The organism is Winogradskyella vincentii, assembly GCF_020166345.1.
Classification (GTDB): domain Bacteria; phylum Bacteroidota; class Bacteroidia; order Flavobacteriales; family Flavobacteriaceae; genus Winogradskyella; species Winogradskyella vincentii.
The window spans coordinates 533,514-552,109 of record NZ_JAIUJS010000003.1; the positions used below are offsets into that span (position 1 = coordinate 533,514).

Consider the following 18,596-nt stretch of genomic DNA (forward strand, 5'->3'; position numbering starts at 1 on the left):
ATGATCACTATTTACCATAATCCAAGATGTAGAAAATCAAGAGAAGGTCTCGAAATTGTTGAAAAATCTGGTAAAACTTTTAATGTTGTTAAATATTTAGATGACCAACTTAATGTTGCTGAATTAAAGAATATCATTGCAAAACTGGAAATTAAACCAATTGACCTGGTAAGAAAGAATGAAGCAATTTGGAAATCAGAATTTAAAGGCAAATCGCTTACCGATGCTGAAATCGTAGAGGCAATGATTGCCAATCCAAAGTTAATTGAGCGACCAATTGTGGTAAATGGCAATAAAGCTATTGTTGGCAGACCACCTGAAACTATAAACGAAATATTATAAGCGCTTTTAAAATGAAAAAAATAGTTATAGCATTATTATTACTTTTCCTAGGACTCAATGTATACAGTCAAACAAGAAGAGATAGAATGGGCAACCCGCAAGTGAGCAGTGAACCATCTGAGCAAGATATTGAAAAGCGAAAGCGAATGATTGAGGAGCGTAAACTAGAATACATCGATAATTTTTTATCAACGCTCGAGGCAGATGAATTTCAAAAAGTTATCATTAAGCAACATTTATTAACCTACTATGATGCTAAAATGGCAGTATTGAAAACGCGTTTTGAGCATAGTTTAGACAGAAATAATGCCATTAAAGCACTTGAAGACAATCACTTTAAAGAGCTTGAAACAGTTATATCCGAAGGCGATATGAATAAAATTCAGGATATGATTAAGGGCGATTTTGACGAAAAAGCTGTCAAAAAAGAGAAGAAGAAGAAAAAGAAGAAAAAGAAGAAAAAAGGATAAATCCTATACTAAAATAACCTTGTAAAAAATAATCTATTGCGCTTTACAGGTAAAAGTATGTCATTCAGGCAATAGTACATACCATTCATGTTTTTCGACTAAACAACGTACAATAATAGCGTATTTTTGCGGTGTGAAATCAAATATTAACACACCACCGTTTAATTTAAAAGAGCTTTTTTTTCAAATTGCACTTAATATTATTGTGTTCATATTTTTTGCTTTTGACAGGCGCTTACCTGGCATAGAAGCTCATCAGATTTTATTTTATTTAAACTTTGCTATTGCTGCGCTAATTATTAATTATGTTCTATTACCAAAATTTCTTTATAAAAATAGGTATTGGCACTTTGCACTTTACTCGCTAATTGTAATTGCGATAGTAATAGTAACAGAAGAAGCTGTTCTAGAACAAATCTATTATCCTGAAACACGAGGTAGAAGGTTTTTGGGGATTTTTTACAATTTATTGAGTTCCTTACCTACTATAACTATATTGGTTGGTTTTAAGTTTGCATGGGATGCTCTCATTAAACAACGTGAAGTTCATGAGTTAAAGAACTATGCAAAAGAGAGCGAATTACAATATCTTAAATCACAAATTAATCCACATTTTCTGTTTAACAATATAAATAATCTTTATGCCTACGCCGTAGAGCAATCACCAAAAACTCCCGATCTTATCTTAGAATTATCCTCAGTGCTTCGTTACATGTTATATGATTGCAAAGCGAGATTTGTCCCTTTAAACAAAGAAATAGAGCATCTTAAAAACTATATTAATTTAAGTACACTCCAAATAGAAGGTCGTGGAAAGGTTAACATTACCATAGGTAACATACCAGAAAACTATAACATTGCCCCTTTGGTTTTAACCGTTTTTATAGAAAACGCTTTTAAACATAGTGCATCAAGTCAAACAGAAAGAATTTCAATTAACTCAGACATTAATGTTAGTGATAATGGTATACTGAATTTTACATGCATAAACTCATACCAATCCGAGACAAATGTGAATAAGTTAGATCAAGGAATTGGGCTTGAGAATGTAAAAAAACGTTTGGATTTGATGTATCCTAAATCACACAAATTGAAAATTTCAGATGATAATGAATACTTTAAAGTACAATTAACTTTAGATCTTAATAAAACTAAAAATTAATGAACTGTATAATAATAGAGGATCAATTACCTGCACAGCGTCTGTTAAAAAAATATATAGCAGACACTAGCTCTCTCAACTTAGTAGCGACCTTTACAGATTCATTAGAAGCAATTGAAACAATAAATTCAAAACAAATTGATCTCATATTTCTAGATATACATCTGCCTAAAATATCTGGAATGGATTTCTTAAAAAGCTTATCTAATCCTCCTTCAATAATTCTAACAACTGCCTTTCAAGACTATGCTTTAGAGAGCTATGAATATAACGTTGTGGATTACCTATTAAAACCCTTTTCATTCCAAAGGTTTATTAAAGCAATTTCTAAGGTAAATAATGCTTCTGTAAATAAATCTGCCGATGAGCTTTATATAAAAAGTGGTCATGAACATATTAGAATTATACCAGAAGAAATCATTTATATAATGGCAGATTCTGATTATACCGAAATACATTTTAACAACAAAAAAATTGTTTCTGCCGAGCCTTTACGTCATTGGGAAAATCAACTTTCCAATAGCATGTTTTATAGGATACATAAATCCTTTATTATTAATACCAATAAAATTATTAAGATTTCTGGTAACGAAGTATTCCTTCAAAATGATATTATCGTTCCTATCGGTAGAACTTTTAAAAATGAATTTATCAAAAAATTTGCCTCATAAATTAAAAATATATGATACTTAAAAATAAATTTATACTTACAATATTACTTGTAATTTCTATTAGTGTTAGCAACGCTCAAAAAGAAGTAAAAGTTGAAGGAATTGTTGTAGAACAAGAAAGCAATATTCCTTTGGAGTACGCTACAATCACATTTAAGTCAAATACAGATAGTAAAGTTATAACAGGAGGTATTACCGATTCTAAAGGTAAGTTCAGTATTAAAGTTGCAAGTGGCACTTATAATATATCGGTAGAATACATTTCATATAAAACTAAAGACTATTTCAATAAGACTATTAGCCGTAACGTCAATTTAGGAACTGTAGGATTAGTACCAGATGTTGAAGCTTTGGAGGAAGTGGAAATAATTGCAGAAAAAACCACAGTTGAGATAAAGCTAGACAAGAAAATTTATAATGTTGGTAAAGATCTTACGGTCAGAGGTGGTACCGTAAGTGATGTTTTAGACAATGTACCTTCTGTTTCGGTAGATGTTGAAGGTAATGTAGCCTTAAGAGGAAATGATGATGTAAGAATCTTAATAAATGGTAAACCTTCTGGCCTAGTTGGATTGAATTCTACAGAAGCACTTAGACAATTACCTGCAGAAGCAATTGAAAGAGTTGAAGTAATTACATCACCATCGGCAAGATATGATGCTGAAGGTCAAGCTGGTATTTTAAATATTATATTAAGACGAAGTAAATTAACTGGATTAAATGGTGCAGTTACTGTTAATGCAGGTTATCCTGAGCAAGCTGGAGTTTCTGGGAATATTAATTTTAGAACTGGCGACTTAAATTTCTTCAATACTACGAGTTACAACTATCGCAATGTGCCAGGTAATTCATATACCGACACAGAGTTTCTAGAGACCAACAACTCTATTCAGGAGGAACGCGAATTTGATAGAATTAGAAAAGGGCTAAACACAAACTTAGGTGTAGAATGGTATATCAATGAAACTGCATCGTTAACGACATCAATTCAATATAGAGATAGCAATAATGAACAGGAAACAACTAATGTTTTACAAGAATTTGATGGAACAAACAATTTAGTAAACACAACTTTACGTTTCGATCCAGAATTTGAAGATGACAAAACCATCCAATATTCAGTCAATTTTGATAAACAGTTTAATGGTGATTCCGAACATAAATTAACTGCAAATTTTCAATATGAGAGCAGTTCTGAATTAGAGGCTTCATTGATTCAGCAGGATGGTATTGATGTTGAAGACGTTGTAACGGACGAAAATCAAGATCGTATTTTTTTACAGGGTGATTATGTACAACCAATTGGAGAAGTAAGTCAGTTTGAAGCTGGTTATCAAGGTAGGTTCCTGACATTGGATACTGATTATGCAGTAGCTTTTAGCAATGACAGTGGAGATTTTATTCTTGACGAGAATCTAAGCAATAATCTAATATATAAGGAATACGTCAATGCATTTTACACGCAATTTGGTAGTAAAATGGGTGAAAAATTTAGCTACTTATTAGGTCTTAGAATGGAAGATTCACGAATTACTATAGATCAGGTAACAAGTGGTGACTTTGAAAAAAAGAGTTATGTTGGTCTTTTCCCAACTGTGAATTTGGCCTATGAAATGAGTGAAGATCAAAATATTACCTTAGGTTATAATCGTAGAATTAGACGTCCAAGATCAAGATTTATCAATCCATTTCCATCTCGTAGTTCTGCAACAAATTTATTCCAAGGTAATCCAGATTTAGATCCTAGTTATTCCAACACTTTAGATTTAGGGTATTATAACAAGTTTGGCAAGCTGTCCTTAAATAGTTCAATTTATTATACCCATGCCACTGATATATTTGTTTTTATAACAGAGGAAACTGGAGAAACAGCTATAGTTGGTGGTACAGAAGTGCCTGTGATTCGTCGCTCACCAATTAATTTAGCCACTAATGACCGTTATGGATTTGAATTTACACTTACCTACAGACCATCAAAAAAATGGAATATGAATGGTAATTTTAATTTATTTCGCTCAATAACTGAAGGGTTTTACGAAGGCACTGATTTTGGTGCTGAAAACACAAGTTGGTTTGTTAGACTCAATAACAAATACACCTTACCTGGAAACATAGATTGGCAAACGCGTCTTAACTATAGAGGCCCTTCTGTAGATGCTCAAAATGAACGTAAAGGTATATTTTCAATGAATCTTGCTTTCAGTAAAGATTTATTTAAAGATAAAGCCTCATTAGCATTTAATATTAGTGATGTTTTTAATTCAAGAAAACGAATTACCGAAACCACTACTCCAACATTTAATTCCGAAAGTGAATTTCAATGGCGAGTAAGATCCTTTAATCTTGCTTTCACCTACAGATTTAACCAACAAAAGAAAAGGGAACGTTCTGGTCGTGCCAATGGTGATAATGGTGATGACTTTGAGTTTGAAGGTTAAACACATAATGGTTTAGTATAGTTCTCATAATAGCTATATCAATTTAGCAAGAAAGATGACTATTCTCATATTAGTCTCTTTATTTTTTCGCTAAATTGCTAAAATGAATACCATAGCTGAGCGGATATATGATTTTTTAAAGGAATTCCCTCCTTTTGATATGCTCACTAGGGATCAGTTATTCTCAATTTCCAAAGCATGATAGACATACAGCATCAGGTGATGCTTTTATTACGGCGTTGTTATTTCTAAAGCTAGTCACTTATTTAAAAAGAGAAAAAGAAATCAGTCTGAATGATTTACTGAGACCCTAAATAGAATTGGTTTAATTTGATATAATTATTTCACAAAAGAATTATCTTATAATAACCTTCTCTGTTCTAATATGATTTCCAACCTTAAGCTTAACTATGTAAACACCAGAATTTAATGATTCAACATCGATAGAATTTATATTGCTGTTGTGATTTAATACATCTGTTATGACTAACCTTCCTTGCATATCATATAAATTTAATATTGAAGGTCCGAATAATCTACCATTAACATTTATAGTCTCAGGACTAGCTGTTGTATAAATTTGCAGTCCATTCAACTCATCCCCTTGAAGCGATAATATTGAAGCTGAGAAATGAAGAAAAAATCTACCGACTCCATTTAGTTCTTCACTTGAAGTGAAGGTATAATCGTTAGAATTTAAGAGCGTGAATGTATTTTCTATATTATCCTCTAAATACACATTTATACTTCCAGGTAAGTTACTTTGACTTATTTGAAATGTAACAGATTCTCCTGGCTGAGAGTTCAATCCAAGAGGTATACTAACGTCATTCATATCTTCAATTGACATAGCTTGTATTGCCATATTTACTCCGTTATTATCATTGACTAAGTGAGAATATAATGCAAACTCAGAATTTTGAGAATCGAAAGATCCAGCATCATAACCTGGGTCCAATCCTAAAGTAGAATTATTAGTAAAGTAAAAATCCGTTTCATATGATATAGATGAATTCTCGATAGATAATTCAAGATGAGAAATGGTATTTTCTTGATTCTGCCTACCCAATATAAAATCATCAGTTCCATTTAATGTTCTCATATCTGGTGTGAAAGACAAATTGTTGGCACCTCCAGTGCCATTTGACGCAACGAAAAACCCTTGTCCTGGCGCTATATTTTTACCTATGTTTTGAACATTGTTTATAATAGTCCATATACCTGTGCCATCAGTACCAGCATTATATCCATAAACTGCGTTGAAACTCGAATCTAAAACATCGCTTCCAAGCGCACCATTGACATCGAGGAACTCTTGGCTATCTAAATAACTTGTGTAAGGGTTACCAACCAAATTCCAAATACTAGAAGTCCCTGTAGAAATGGTTGTGTTAACATTACCAATACTGACATTGCCTGTAAATACCAATGGACTGCCATCATCAGTGGCAGCACGATATCCTTTTCCTGGTTCTAATTGGGTTGTCTCATTGGAGACAACATTGTAATTTTCGAAATTACCCGAATTATTATTATAAGGAGCAAATGCTCTAATGTCGTTAAGCGCAGACATGTTTTTATTCCAATCTGCAAATGCACCAAAGGTCTCCATAGTGCCGCTTGTAAGAGGAGATGCTATTAAATCATTACCTCCTGAAGAACCTGAACCGATTTGATTTGTGTAACGTTCATATTTAGTCTTGCCATTAACAGTGCTAGAAGTGCTCGGGTTGAGCACTGAATAATTATCTGAGTCCGATTCAAGAACAATTGTATTAGCTGTTAGACTCACACCAGAATCAATACTCAATTTAGCTCCAGGATTTACTACCACTGTATTTGAGGTAGTATTAGAAGAAATTGAAGCTGTTCCTGAAACAATTGCAATATCCTCCAAATCTGTAGATAATCCATTGGGATTATTTCCATCCTGCCAAGAGCCGTCAAAAATGTAATCAGGGCCTTTGTGAATGGAAAATTGATCTTCTATTACACCAAAACGATTCAAAAATTTCATGGAAAGGGTGTTGCCCTCTACTTCTAGAATCCCAGTCCCATATTGTTTAACAGAATAATACATTGCATTGTGATCACATTCACAATTGGCATCACGAGATGCAGTTGCATTAACTGAATAAACAGTTCCAATATTTGCATTTTGTCCTATTAACGATTTACTGTAAACTCCATCACCATTTAACTTACCATCTCCCTCACCATTAGGCCCAACTGCATGTGTAGCAAAATCAAAAGATGCAGATTCACCATAATGTCCATTAATAAAATAAGATCTTTCGTAAACCTCTGTATGACCTGAAATAACTAAATCAATTCCATTAGCTTCTAACATCGGAATAATATTCTCTCTCATTTCAATTAACTGAATTTCTGCAGGGGTACCAACATATTGCAAACCTTCAGAAGTATGATAACCTTTAGAATAAGGTGGGTGGTGCCAAATCCCAATAATCCATTCCTGTGTTGTACTTTGAATATCATTTAAAGCCCAATTGTACATAGTTGAACCTACAGATCTGTCCTCGTCATGCGAGTTCAAAACTATAAAATGAATATTTCCATAATCAAATGAATAATATGACTCTGTACCTGAAGCTAAACCTCCTGATTCTCCGGATGTTGGAAATGTAAAAACATCATAATAAGCCCCTATTGGAGCTGTTGTATTATTAACAAATTTCCCATCAATATTACCGAGTGTAGCCCACAATATAGAATTTTTAATCTTGTCATTATATACATTAAATAAATGAGTTTGAAATTGAGCATCAGTTCCTTTAGAGTCTGCATTATCACCAGTCAAAATAATACCGTCTGTAATATCATTTCCAATATATGAATAATACGCATCTCTCACTTCTACCGCAACGGCATTTGCAGAACTAAAACCTGCTTGACCTATACCACCAGCAATCCAAAATGTGTAAGGATCGGTCGAGCCAATTACAGGATGGGTTTTAAAATACAGTTCTGAATCATTTGGTAATAAACCACCTCCTATTCCAATTCTATAATAATAAACTGTACCGGAGGTTAAACCAGTAATTTCTGCTTCATGATCTGACTTCAAAGTTGAATCACTAAAAGTTGTAAAGGTACCAAAAGCAGAATCAGTACTATACTCTATTATTGACGAATCGTTAGAATCTGTCCTCCATTTAATTACAACACTGGTTTGCGTTCCTTTTTGAAGGTATGGTCCTCTAATAATAGATTGAGTAAATCCTATATACCCGAATAAAAATAAAAGACATGTCAAAGTGTACTTTTTAATCATTTTTAACTAAATTTTTCGTTCAAGATTTTGTTTTTTTAAATTCAATTCAGAATAAAATTCTTTCATGAATTTTGCATTCTTAATTCTATAGGGTAGGGATTCGTAATGAGTTATTGCATATTTAAGTGATATTATAGCATCAGCATATTCTTTTTGCATTTCTTGTATACATGCCAACTTTAGATAAGTTCGTTCTTTTCTTGGACTAATTTCTATGACTTTTAATTGAACTTCGGCAGCCTTAGAGTAATCACCAAAATTTATATAATTCGATACGAGTTGATTATACAGAACCATGATATTTCCTAAACTTTCAATTCCTTGATATAATATCATTTGGGCTTTTATAACTCCTTCCTCGGAATTGGTTGAATACCAAGCTTTTGAAGCATATATATAATACTCTGGATAGGTAACATTTGAATATTTAATTACATCTTCATATGCTTCTGCAGATTTAATAAATTTTTTCCTTTCAAAATAAATATCTGCTAATAATCTAATGACAACTGGATTTTTTGGTTGTTTCCTTATCAATTTATCCACCAACCGTTTACTAGATCGGTATTTTTTAAGTTCAAAATTACACTTAGCTAAAAGAAATTGGACATCATCGCCATCATCTCCTAACCTCTTGGATGTCATTAAATCTTTATGACTCTTAATAAAATTATTGTGCTGAAAATAAAGCTCTCCTCTTTTAAAATATAAATAAGAACTATCAGGGTATTGTTTAATTTCTTCTGTGACTTTTAATATTCGTTTATGCAAATCACCGTGTGCATTGGCATTTATACCAACGAATATTGAGAATAGTATTAATAGCGATTTTCTAAACAATGTCCCCTTTTCAATAAAAGTATAGAAAATACAACTCCAAAAAAATAAAATAAGGGGTAGTATCTGTTAAATTAGATGAAATGTTATTATTCTTGATTATCTGCAATTAATTTATAATGAAATAATTATGATTTATAATCGTAATCTAAATCACAATTTTACTTCATGTAAAACGACTGTTTCAATATGTGAAATTTTAAATAAACAAAAACACACCCATTTCTGAGTGTGTTTCAATCTAACTAATTAATAAACAGAACTGATTCTACATAACCAAATTTCTTAAGCAACAACACCAAGTTTTTGATTAACCTTTTTAACTTCGGTCTTATCTTCAAACTGATTTGATGTATTCTTTTCACCACCAGCTTTTAATGCTTTATCTCCTGCAAAGAATGTTTTGTGGTCATCACCAAGATCAGAACCTGCCATTCTTTGATGCTTAACACAAGACACTTTCTTTCTTATTTCCTGTCTTTGTACACCTTGAACATATGCCAACATACCTTCATCTCCAAAATAACCTTCGGTTAAATCATTCATGTGTAATGCAGTTGTATGATATGTAGGCAAAGTGATTAAATGATGGAATATACCTGCCTCTCTCGCACCATCTTTTTGGAATGATTTAATTTTCTGATCCGCACGATAGCTAAGTTCGGTATCATCATATTTTTCATTCATCAAGTCATTTCTATCGTAAGCAGTCATATTTTCACCTTCTAACAACATTTCTTCATAGGCTTGATCCCTGAAATTTAAAGTCCAATTAAATGACGGTGAATTATTATAAACCAATTTTGCATTCGGAATTTTAGCTCTTACACGATTTACCATATGAGCAATCTGCTTAATATTTGGTGTTGGTGTTTCAATCCAAAGTAAATCCGCACCATTCTCAAGACTTGTAATACAGTCAAGCACAACCCGATCAATGTTAGATCCATCCTTAAATTTGTAAAGACCATTTGCCAATCTTTTTGGCCTTACTAATTTACCATCACGCTTTAATAAAACATCGTCTTCTTTTGCATCCTCAATAGCTACTTCTTCAGCATCAACAAAAGCTAAATATTGAGACGCTAAATCACCTGGTTCTATACTCACTGGGAGCTTTTGAGTTAACCCTGCACCTTCAGAATCGGTACGTGCCACAATAATACCATCATCAATACCTAGCTCCAGAAAAGCATATCTAACCGCATTTAACTTTGCAATAAAATCCTCGTGAGGCACTGTTACCTTACCATCTTGATGTCCACATTGTTTAGCATCAGATACCTGGTTTTCAATCTGAATCGCACATGCGCCTGCTTGAATCATTTTCTTTGCCAATAAGTATGTTGCTTCTTCATTACCAAAACCAGCATCAATGTCAGCTATAATCGGTACTATATGCGACTCAAAATTATCTATTAGATCCTGTACATCTTCACCTTTAGCCAGTCGTCTAAACAAATCATTCAATTCAATGGCATCTGCCTGTCTCAGAAAATCATAAATCTCTTCAATTAGACTAGGAACGGCTGTTTTTTCATGCATTGATTGATCTGGTAGAGGTCCAAATTCAGATCTCAAAGCTGCAACCATCCATCCAGATAAGTACAAATATCTTTTGCTTGTTGTTTTGTGATGCTTTTTAACAGCTATCATTTTTTGTTGTGCCACAAATCCATGCCAGCATCCTAATGATTGTGTATAATTAGATGAATCATTGTCATAATCTTCCATATCCTTGCGCATCACAGAAGCGGTATATTTCGCAATATCCAATCCTGTTTTAAAACGGTTTTGTAGGTTCATTCTTGCTACATTTTCTGGAAGGATAGAGTTCCATGTTTCCCCGTATTTATTTTTTAAATCTCTTACGGTTTGTAGTACTGAGCAATACTTGCTTTGTGGTAAATTTTTCATAATTTTGATTTGTATTAATTATTTAATATCGATCCCGTGAAATGTTGCAGCATTAGCGGGATTTGTTTTTTACAGTTGTTTATATGCTGAGAGGGTTAAAAATTCTTCAAATTTATCTTGCGTCACTAGACGTTTGAATAATTGAACCGCTTCACAGAATTTGGTACTTTCAATTTTTTCTTCACTCACTTCGGTTACAATTTTTTCCACTTCATCGTCAAAAAACTCCTCAAAAAGTGATGCGTTAAATTGGCGTCCATCCTCGAGAATAACTTTATTCTTTAACCATTGCCATAGTTGTGTTCTCGAGATTTCTGCAGTGGCAGCATCTTCCATTAAATGGTAAAGGGCTACAGCTCCATGTCCTCTAAGCCAAGCTTCCATATAAAGTATACCAACATTTATATTTTTTCTAATTCCAGCTTCGGTAATGGTACCTTTTGGTATTTCTAATAAATCCGATTCTGTAATAGATAAATTCTCCCGCTTTCTAAATATTTGATTTGGTGTTGGCATATATTTATCAAACTCATTCATTGCCACTTCAACTAATGCTGGATGTGCCACCCAAGTACCATCATGGCCATTTTTAGCCTCACGCTCCTTATCAATCCTCACCTTTTCTAATGCTTCCTCATTCGCTTTTGGGTTGTTCTTAATTGGAATTTGAGCAGCCATTCCACCCATAGCGTGAATTCCCCTTTTATGGCAAATCTGAATTACCAAATCTGAATATGCTGCCATAAATGGAGTTGTCATTGTCACTTGATCTCTATTAGGAACAATAAAATCTTTATGGTTTCTAAATTTCTTTATATATGAGAATATATAATCCCAACGACCGCAATTAAGCCCTACAATATGATCTTTAAGCTCATAGATTAGCTCATCTAATTGAAAACTAGCAGTTATGGTCTCAATTAATAAGGTCGCCTTAAAAGTCCCTTTGGGTACATTCAGGTAATCTTGTGCAAATTCAAATACTTTATTCCACCAACGTGCTTCTAAATAATGTTCTAGCTTAGGTATATAGAAATATGGAGCGGTATTCTGTTCTAATAAAATTTTGGTGTTATGGAAAACATATAAACCAAAATCAAACAAACTTCCTGAAACCTCTTCTCCATCAACTAATAAATGACTTTCATTAAGATGTAAACCCCTTGGTCTAACCAACAGAACAGCAGTTTCATCATTTAATCTATAGTGCTTTCCTCTTTTTTCATCTATTAATTCTATAACTCTTTTGTTAGCATCAAATAAATTCTGCTGACCTTCTAAATTATTTGACCAACTTGGTGCATTGCTATCCTCAAAATCAGCCATGAATGTTTTGGCACCAGAATTTAGAGCATTAATAACCATTTTTCTGTCAACTGGTCCTGTAATCTCAACACGTCTATCTAATAAATCTTGAGGAATATCTCCAACTGTCCAATTACCTTCTCTAATATCTTTGGTTTCTGCTGGGAAAGAAGGATAAAGACCTTGATCAAATAAAGCTTGTTGTCCTTTACGTTTTTCTAATAATTGTAAACGCTGAGTATTGAACTTTTTATGAAGTTGTTTAATAAACAATAAAGCTTCCTCAGTTAAGATGTTTGGATAATACTTGTTTACATCTTTAGAGAGTGAAATTTGTTTAGGTGTTTCGATTAAATATTCCATATTGATTTGATTTTATGAAACAATGTTACAACAAGTTTTTGGAAAAAACAAGCGAACGTTCGCTAATCTATATTTTTCGCTTTTTATCGATTATTCGCAAATAATTTTATATTTGCCTTATGGAACAAGATTACATAAAGTTGATTTTTGGCCTTAAACTCAAGCAAATACGCTCAGAACGAGGGCTTTCACTATTTGGGTTGTCAAAACTTTCAGGTATGTCAAAATCATATTTGAACGAAATTGAAAAAGGTAAAAAATATCCAAAACCAGATAAAATCGCCTTACTCTCTGAACATTTAGATGTGCCTTATGACGACATGGTGTCTTTAAAACTAGATAAGAATCTTGCACCAATCGGTGAAATTCTTCAATCTAAATTGCTCAAAGAAATTCCATTAGAGTTATTTGGTATTCAAGAGAGCACTATGATTGATATTATTTCAAATGCTCCAGTAAAAGTAACTGCATTTATAAGTACCATTATTGAAATTGCACGTAATTATAATTTTAGCAAGGAGAGTTTCTATTTAGCTTCAGTACGTTCGTTTCAAGAAGCAAACAATAACTATTTTGATGATTTAGAACAAGCAGTAATTAAATTTGCTAAAACCTATCAAATAAATCTTAATGAAAAGATATCTACCCAAGAATTAGAGGACGTCCTAACAGAAGAATATGGATACACTATCAATAATGATGAGCTAAGCGCACATATAGAACTTGAAAATTTAAGATCAATATTTGTCCCAAAAACCAAAACATTATTAATAACCAAAAGCATTGACGACTCACAACGTGCTTTTATCTACGCAAAGGAACTTGCCTATAATTATTTAAACATTAAGGAAAGGCTATATACGTTTTCATGGATAAAATTTGAAAATTTTGATGAAGTTCTCAATAATTTTTATGCTTCCTATTTTGCAGGTGCTCTCACAATACCAAGGCAAAGTTTTGTCAATGACATTAAAAATTTGTTTGAGCAAAAACAGTTTAACGCAAAAGATTTTAACGCAACATTGTTTAAATACAACGGTTCTCCTGAAAGCATTTATCAACGACTAACAAATATTCTACCAAAGGATTTTAATTTAAACAACCTCTTTTTTCTTAGATTTTCTCATCGGAAAAATTCTAATTTGTTCTATCTCAACAAAGAACTGCACCTGGCAAAGCAACAATCACCTAGGGCAAATGAAAACAATGAACATTATTGCAGAAGATGGGCGTCACTTAAGGTATTGGAGGAGATCAGTAAAAATGATTCGGAACATGCTTTTGATATTCAAATTTCTAATTACCCAGAAGAAAACACTCAATACCTGGTCTTAGCTTCTGCAACTAAAGACCCTTTTAGGTCAGATCGTTTTAGAAGTATTGCTATCGGCATAAAATTAAATACCCAATTACGTCGAAAAGTTAATTTCCTTGACCACAAATCTCTTAAAAAAATTGATGTTGGTGTTACCTGTGAACGATGTAGTATTCAGAATTGCGATGTTAGACAAGTCCTAGCAACTCGATTGGCATCTAAAGAAAAAGAAGCTAAAACAGCTGCTGTAGTTAAACAGATTACTGAACGCTACAGTTAACTGCATAAAAAAGCGTTTAGATTGTGAAACCTTATATCATTAAAATCTGAAATAACTAAATCTGCATTCGAATAATCCTGCCCAGATGAGTGAGGGCTTTTAAAGCCAACACAATAAATATCAGCATCCTTAGCTGCCTTAATGCCATTTGTGGAATCTTCAATAACTATGCATTCAGTCTTTAAGAAACCTGTAAATTCGGATGCTTTTATAAATATCCCAGGATGTGGTTTTGATTCCTTTAAATCAGCACCACTAAATTTCCCATTGAAATACTGGTTTAAATTAAACCTTTCAAAAACCCTATTAATATTAGGCATTGAAGCAGAAGATGCAACCACTAACTTAATGTTATTATTGTAATAATCCTGGATTAATTGCAATACACCATCAATTAGCTTTAACTCCTTGTCATGCTCAAACAAATATTTAAAATGCTGACGTTTTAGCTCAACCAAATATTCTGGTATAAAATCTAATTTGAAATGATCGACCAATCGTCTGCAAATATTAATTGTAGATTGCCCAGTGAATGATTCATACAAATCTTCATCGACATTAATATTAACGTCTTTAAACATCTTATGATAGGCCTTATAGTGTAAAGGTTCAGTATCTACAATTACACCATCCATATCAAAAAGAACAGCTTTAAGCATCGTTTTCTAATTTGCGGCGAATATAAAAACTTAAACATAAAAAAGCATCAAATCTTAATTTGATTTGATGCTTAACTCATAGGATTTTATTATTAGACACAACTAAACAACATTGTCCATAATATCTTGAACGACTTCAGGATTCAACAATGTACTTGTATCACCTAAATTACTCGTGTCATTTGACGCTATTTTTCTTAATATTCTTCTCATAATTTTTCCAGATCTTGTTTTAGGCAAGCCAGCAGTAAACTGAATTTTATCAAGCTTTGCAATAGGGCCAATACGATCGGTTATCAATTGGTTTATTTCTTTTCGAACATTTTCATGAGAACGGCCTTCTCCTGCATCCTTCAAAGTAATGTAACCATATAGCGCATTACCCTTTACGTCATGAGGGAATCCGACAATTGCAGATTCGGCAACAGCATTATGCTCATTGATGGCATCTTCGATTGGTGCAGTTCCTAAATTATGACCGGAAACAATAATTACATCATCAACTCTACCTGTTATCCTATAGTAACCCACCTCATCTCGTAAGGCACCATCTCCAGTAAAATACATGTTTTCAAAAGCAGAAAAATAGGTGTCTTTATAACGTTGGTGATTTGCCCAAATAGTCCTTGCCATAGATGGCCATGGAAATTTTATACATAATCTACCGTCTACTTGATTGCCTTTTATTTCTTGTCCATTTTCATCCATAAGAGCCGGCTGAATACCAATAAACGGCAATGTTGCATATGTTGGTTTTGTAGGAGTAGAAAAAGGAATAGGTGTTATCATAATTCCTCCTGTTTCGGTTTGCCACCAAGTATCTACTATCGGACTCTTCTTCTTTCCTACATTGTCATTATACCAATGCCATGCTTCTTCATTTATCGGCTCACCTACCGAACCAAGTACTTTTAAAGATGATAAATCATATTTATCAACTAATTCTGTACCATGCTTCGCTAATGCTCTAATAGCCGTTGGTGCCGTATAGAACTGATTAATTTTATGTTTTTGTACTATTTCCCAAAAGCGTCCAAAATCAGGATAGCTAGGCACACCTTCAAACATTACTGTGGTTGCACCATTAGCTAGTGGACCATAAACTATATAACTATGTCCTGTAATCCAACCTATATCAGCGGTACACCAATACACATCTCCCTCTCTATATTGAAATACATTTTTAAATGTATATGCCGCATACACCATGTAGCCAGCAGTTGTGTGCATCATACCTTTTGGCATACCAGTAGAACCTGATGTGTAAAGAATAAATAATGGGTCTTCCGCATCCATTTCAACAGCAGAATATTCCTGATAAGCATTGTCTAATAGTTTTTGCAACCAATAGTCCCTACCCTCTTTCATATGTATATCAGAATCTATACGTTTTGCTACGAGAACAGTTTTAACTTCTGGGCAATCTTCTAAAGCCTCATCTACAATACCTTTTAAATCAATAGTTTTATCACCGCGATAAGAACCATCTGAAGTGATAACCATTTTAGCATCACAATCATTAATTCGAGTTGATAGTGCTGTTGAAGAAAAACCAGCAAAGACCACTGAATGTATAGCGCCAATTCTAGCACAAGCCAGTACTGAAACAGCAAGTTCTGGTATCATTGGTAAGTAGATACAAACACGATCACCCTTTCTTATGCCCTTATCATGAAGCACATTAGCAAATTTGCAAACGCGTTGATGCAGATCTTTATATGTGATGTGCTCCGCAGGTTCAATTGGGTCGTTAGGCTCAAACAATATAGCTGTTTTATCACCTCTTGTATGCAAATGTCTATCTATACAATTTTCGGTAATATTAAGCTTTGCGCCTTCAAACCATTTTATTTCTGGTTTACTAAAATCCCAGCTGAGGACGTTTTCCCATTTTTTACGCCAAACAAAATGTTCTTCAGCAATTTCTTCCCAGAATCCCTCGGGATTTCTAACTGATTTTCTATAAACCTGAAAATACTCTTCAAAATTTTTAATGTGATAGTTACTCATTGGGTTTGTTTAATTTGATTTCAATTTAATAAAATATTTCTTTGATTCTATAACCACCTTAGGTGCGAGAATAATTGTTGTAAGCATTGTAGGTATAGCCATTAGGGCAAAAACACCATCAATAAGGTTAATCATCGCCTCAAATTCTGTAGTTGCAGCGAGTACTATGCTTGCTATATATAGATAATTGTAATAATGCTTTTTGTCTACTCCTATCAAGAAAGACAAGCATTTGGTGCCATAATACGCATAAGAAAACAAGGATGACACACTAAAAAAGAAAACGCAGAGCATCAAAAGGTATTGGCCATATGGCATTGCATTCTGAAATGCTGCAGCTGTAAGGCTTACACCATTACTACCTGTGGTTTCCCAAACACCTGTTACTAAAATCGCTAAAGCTGTTAAGGTACAAACCACCAAGGTATCTATTGCTGGGCCAAGCATCGCTACCAAACCTTCCCTAACCGGTTCATCGGTTTTTGCAGCACCATGTGCTAAAGGTGCAGTACCTAAACCGGCTTCGTTAGAAAATGCGCCTCGTTTTATACCATGTAATATCAATGCACCTAGAACACCACCAAGAAACGACTCATCTTTTGGATAATAATCTGCATTAAAAGCATCCGTGACTATTAGTGCCAAATATTTAGGAACTTCCGTGTAATGTATTGCAAGAATTATCATCACCAAAATGAAGTATAGGACCACCATAGAAGGTACCAAGCGAGATGCCATAGTACTAATGCGTTTAAGACCACCAAGTATTACCATACTCGTAAAAAGCACTAATATCAGAGCAATGACTAGATTAGACTGAAAGGATACCTCTACGTCGTTTGGTATCAATATTATATCGTTTATTGCTTGCTTTAATTGGTTAACGTTGACTACTGGTAAAGCACCCAACATACCAAAGAAACTAAACATCACCGCAAGAGGTTTCCAATGCTTACCTAAGCCTTCCATAATAAAGTACATTGGCCCACCTTGTACCACACCAGCACTATCCTTACCTCTATATAAAATGGCGAGCGTAGATGTAAAAAATTTGGTAGACATTCCAACAATGGCACTTACCCACATCCAAAACATAGCACCAGGTCCACCAACGGAAATGGCCAAGGCCACACCTGCAATATTTCCCATACCAATGGTTGAGGACAGTGCTGTTGTTAAGGCCTGAAAATGCGATATATGCCCAGGATCATTTGGGTCATCATACTTACCACGTAAAACACTAATGGCATGTCCTAAATACCGAAATGGTAAAAACTTAGAGCGAATAAGCAGATATAAACCACCTCCAATAAGAAGTATGAGCAATGGTAAACCCCAAGCCAAGGATGAAAAATGCTCTAAAAGATAATTGAGTGTCTTCACTGCCGTTAAAAATAAGGAATCTAAAGGACTGTTTATAATTTCTTACAATAGCATAGCTAATCTATTGAATTCCAATTTTCAAACTTAAAACATCGTTTATCATCTGATAAAAACTTATTAAGTTTTATTTGTTTAACTTGTATTGCCTC

At 33.6% G+C, this 18,596-nt stretch carries 13 protein-coding genes; 6 read left to right on the forward strand and 7 right to left on the reverse strand.

Annotated features, from left to right (window positions below):
- The 5 genes from arsC to LBV24_RS08310 all read left to right on the forward strand — a co-directional run bounded on the left by arsC (position 1) and on the right by LBV24_RS08310 (position 5,083).
- A complete protein-coding gene (arsC, locus tag LBV24_RS08290; protein ID WP_224478178.1) occupies positions 1–342 on the forward strand; it encodes an arsenate reductase (glutaredoxin) in 342 nt (113 codons plus the stop codon).
- A gap of 11 nt (positions 343–353) precedes the next feature.
- Positions 354–812 carry a hypothetical protein gene (locus tag LBV24_RS08295; protein WP_224478179.1) on the forward strand — a complete coding sequence of 153 codons (459 nt, stop codon included), beginning with the start codon at positions 354–356 and terminating at the stop codon, positions 810–812.
- Between the two features lie 133 nt (positions 813–945).
- Positions 946–1,974 carry a sensor histidine kinase gene (locus LBV24_RS15275; RefSeq protein ID WP_224478180.1) on the forward strand — a complete coding sequence of 343 codons (1,029 nt, stop codon included), beginning with the start codon at positions 946–948 and terminating at the stop codon, positions 1,972–1,974.
- Positions 1,974–2,645, forward strand: a complete 672-nt coding sequence (locus LBV24_RS08305; protein ID WP_224478181.1) for a LytR/AlgR family response regulator transcription factor — start codon at positions 1,974–1,976, stop codon at positions 2,643–2,645. The genes LBV24_RS15275 and LBV24_RS08305 overlap by 1 nt, the downstream gene beginning before the upstream one ends.
- 11 nt (positions 2,646–2,656) lie before the next feature.
- Positions 2,657–5,083: a TonB-dependent receptor domain-containing protein gene (locus LBV24_RS08310; protein WP_224478182.1), complete on the forward strand. Its 2,427-nt coding sequence runs from the start codon at positions 2,657–2,659 to the stop codon at positions 5,081–5,083.
- A 355-nt stretch (positions 5,084–5,438) separates the two neighbouring features.
- Here LBV24_RS08310 and LBV24_RS08315 read toward each other — a convergent pair whose 3' ends face one another.
- The 4 genes from LBV24_RS08315 to aceB all read right to left on the reverse strand — a co-directional run bounded on the left by LBV24_RS08315 (position 5,439) and on the right by aceB (position 12,800).
- Positions 5,439–8,378: a T9SS type A sorting domain-containing protein gene (locus LBV24_RS08315; protein WP_224478183.1), complete on the reverse strand. Its 2,940-nt coding sequence runs from the start codon at positions 8,376–8,378 to the stop codon at positions 5,439–5,441.
- Positions 8,379–8,384: 6 nt separating this feature from the next.
- Positions 8,385–9,218 (reverse strand): tetratricopeptide repeat protein, encoded by an 834-nt coding sequence (locus LBV24_RS08320; RefSeq protein ID WP_224478184.1) that lies wholly within the window; start codon positions 9,216–9,218, stop codon positions 8,385–8,387.
- Between the two features lie 282 nt (positions 9,219–9,500).
- Positions 9,501–11,132, reverse strand: coding sequence for an isocitrate lyase (locus LBV24_RS08325; RefSeq protein ID WP_224478185.1), 1,632 nt, complete (start codon positions 11,130–11,132; stop codon positions 9,501–9,503).
- A gap of 69 nt (positions 11,133–11,201) precedes the next feature.
- The gene (gene aceB / locus LBV24_RS08330) at positions 11,202–12,800 is read right to left on the reverse strand and encodes a malate synthase A (RefSeq protein WP_224478186.1); all 1,599 of its coding nucleotides are present in this window, start codon (positions 12,798–12,800) and stop codon (positions 11,202–11,204) included.
- A 119-nt stretch (positions 12,801–12,919) separates the two neighbouring features.
- On the opposite strand from aceB, the gene LBV24_RS08335 reads away from it, so the two are divergent.
- Entirely contained in the window at positions 12,920–14,395 is a 1,476-nt protein-coding gene (locus tag LBV24_RS08335; protein ID WP_224478187.1) for a helix-turn-helix domain-containing protein, read from the forward strand.
- Here the strand turns inward: LBV24_RS08335 and LBV24_RS08340 are convergent.
- The 3 genes from LBV24_RS08340 to LBV24_RS08350 form a co-directional block, all read right to left on the reverse strand.
- Positions 14,392–15,054 carry an HAD family hydrolase gene (locus LBV24_RS08340; RefSeq protein WP_224478188.1) on the reverse strand — a complete coding sequence of 221 codons (663 nt, stop codon included), beginning with the start codon at positions 15,052–15,054 and terminating at the stop codon, positions 14,392–14,394. The two genes, LBV24_RS08335 and LBV24_RS08340, sit on opposite strands and share 4 nt — an antisense overlap.
- Before the next feature lie 102 nt (positions 15,055–15,156).
- A complete protein-coding gene (gene acs, locus LBV24_RS08345) occupies positions 15,157–17,064 on the reverse strand; it encodes an acetate--CoA ligase (protein ID WP_224478189.1) in 1,908 nt (635 codons plus the stop codon).
- Between the two features lie 9 nt (positions 17,065–17,073).
- A complete protein-coding gene (locus LBV24_RS08350) occupies positions 17,074–18,447 on the reverse strand; it encodes an alanine/glycine:cation symporter family protein (protein WP_224478190.1) in 1,374 nt (457 codons plus the stop codon).
- Between the last annotated feature and the right edge of the window lie 149 nt (positions 18,448–18,596).

What these genes read in the sequence shown, in the direction of transcription:
- arsC (WP_224478178.1), top strand. Translation starts at nt 1, where the DNA reads ATGATCACTATTTACCATAATCCAAGATGTAGAAAATCAAGAGAAGGT.
- LBV24_RS08295 (WP_224478179.1), top strand. Translation starts at nt 354, where the DNA reads ATGAAAAAAATAGTTATAGCATTATTATTACTTTTCCTAGGACTCAAT.
- LBV24_RS08305 (WP_224478181.1), top strand. Translation starts at nt 1,974, where the DNA reads ATGAACTGTATAATAATAGAGGATCAATTACCTGCACAGCGTCTGTTA.
- LBV24_RS08310 (WP_224478182.1), top strand. Translation starts at nt 2,657, where the DNA reads ATGATACTTAAAAATAAATTTATACTTACAATATTACTTGTAATTTCT.
- LBV24_RS08315 (WP_224478183.1), bottom strand. Translation starts at nt 8,378, where the DNA reads ATGATTAAAAAGTACACTTTGACATGTCTTTTATTTTTATTCGGGTAT.
- LBV24_RS08325 (WP_224478185.1), bottom strand. Translation starts at nt 11,132, where the DNA reads ATGAAAAATTTACCACAAAGCAAGTATTGCTCAGTACTACAAACCGTA.
- aceB (WP_224478186.1), bottom strand. Translation starts at nt 12,800, where the DNA reads ATGGAATATTTAATCGAAACACCTAAACAAATTTCACTCTCTAAAGAT.
- LBV24_RS08335 (WP_224478187.1), top strand. Translation starts at nt 12,920, where the DNA reads ATGGAACAAGATTACATAAAGTTGATTTTTGGCCTTAAACTCAAGCAA.
- LBV24_RS08340 (WP_224478188.1), bottom strand. Translation starts at nt 15,054, where the DNA reads ATGCTTAAAGCTGTTCTTTTTGATATGGATGGTGTAATTGTAGATACT.
- acs (WP_224478189.1), bottom strand. Translation starts at nt 17,064, where the DNA reads ATGAGTAACTATCACATTAAAAATTTTGAAGAGTATTTTCAGGTTTAT.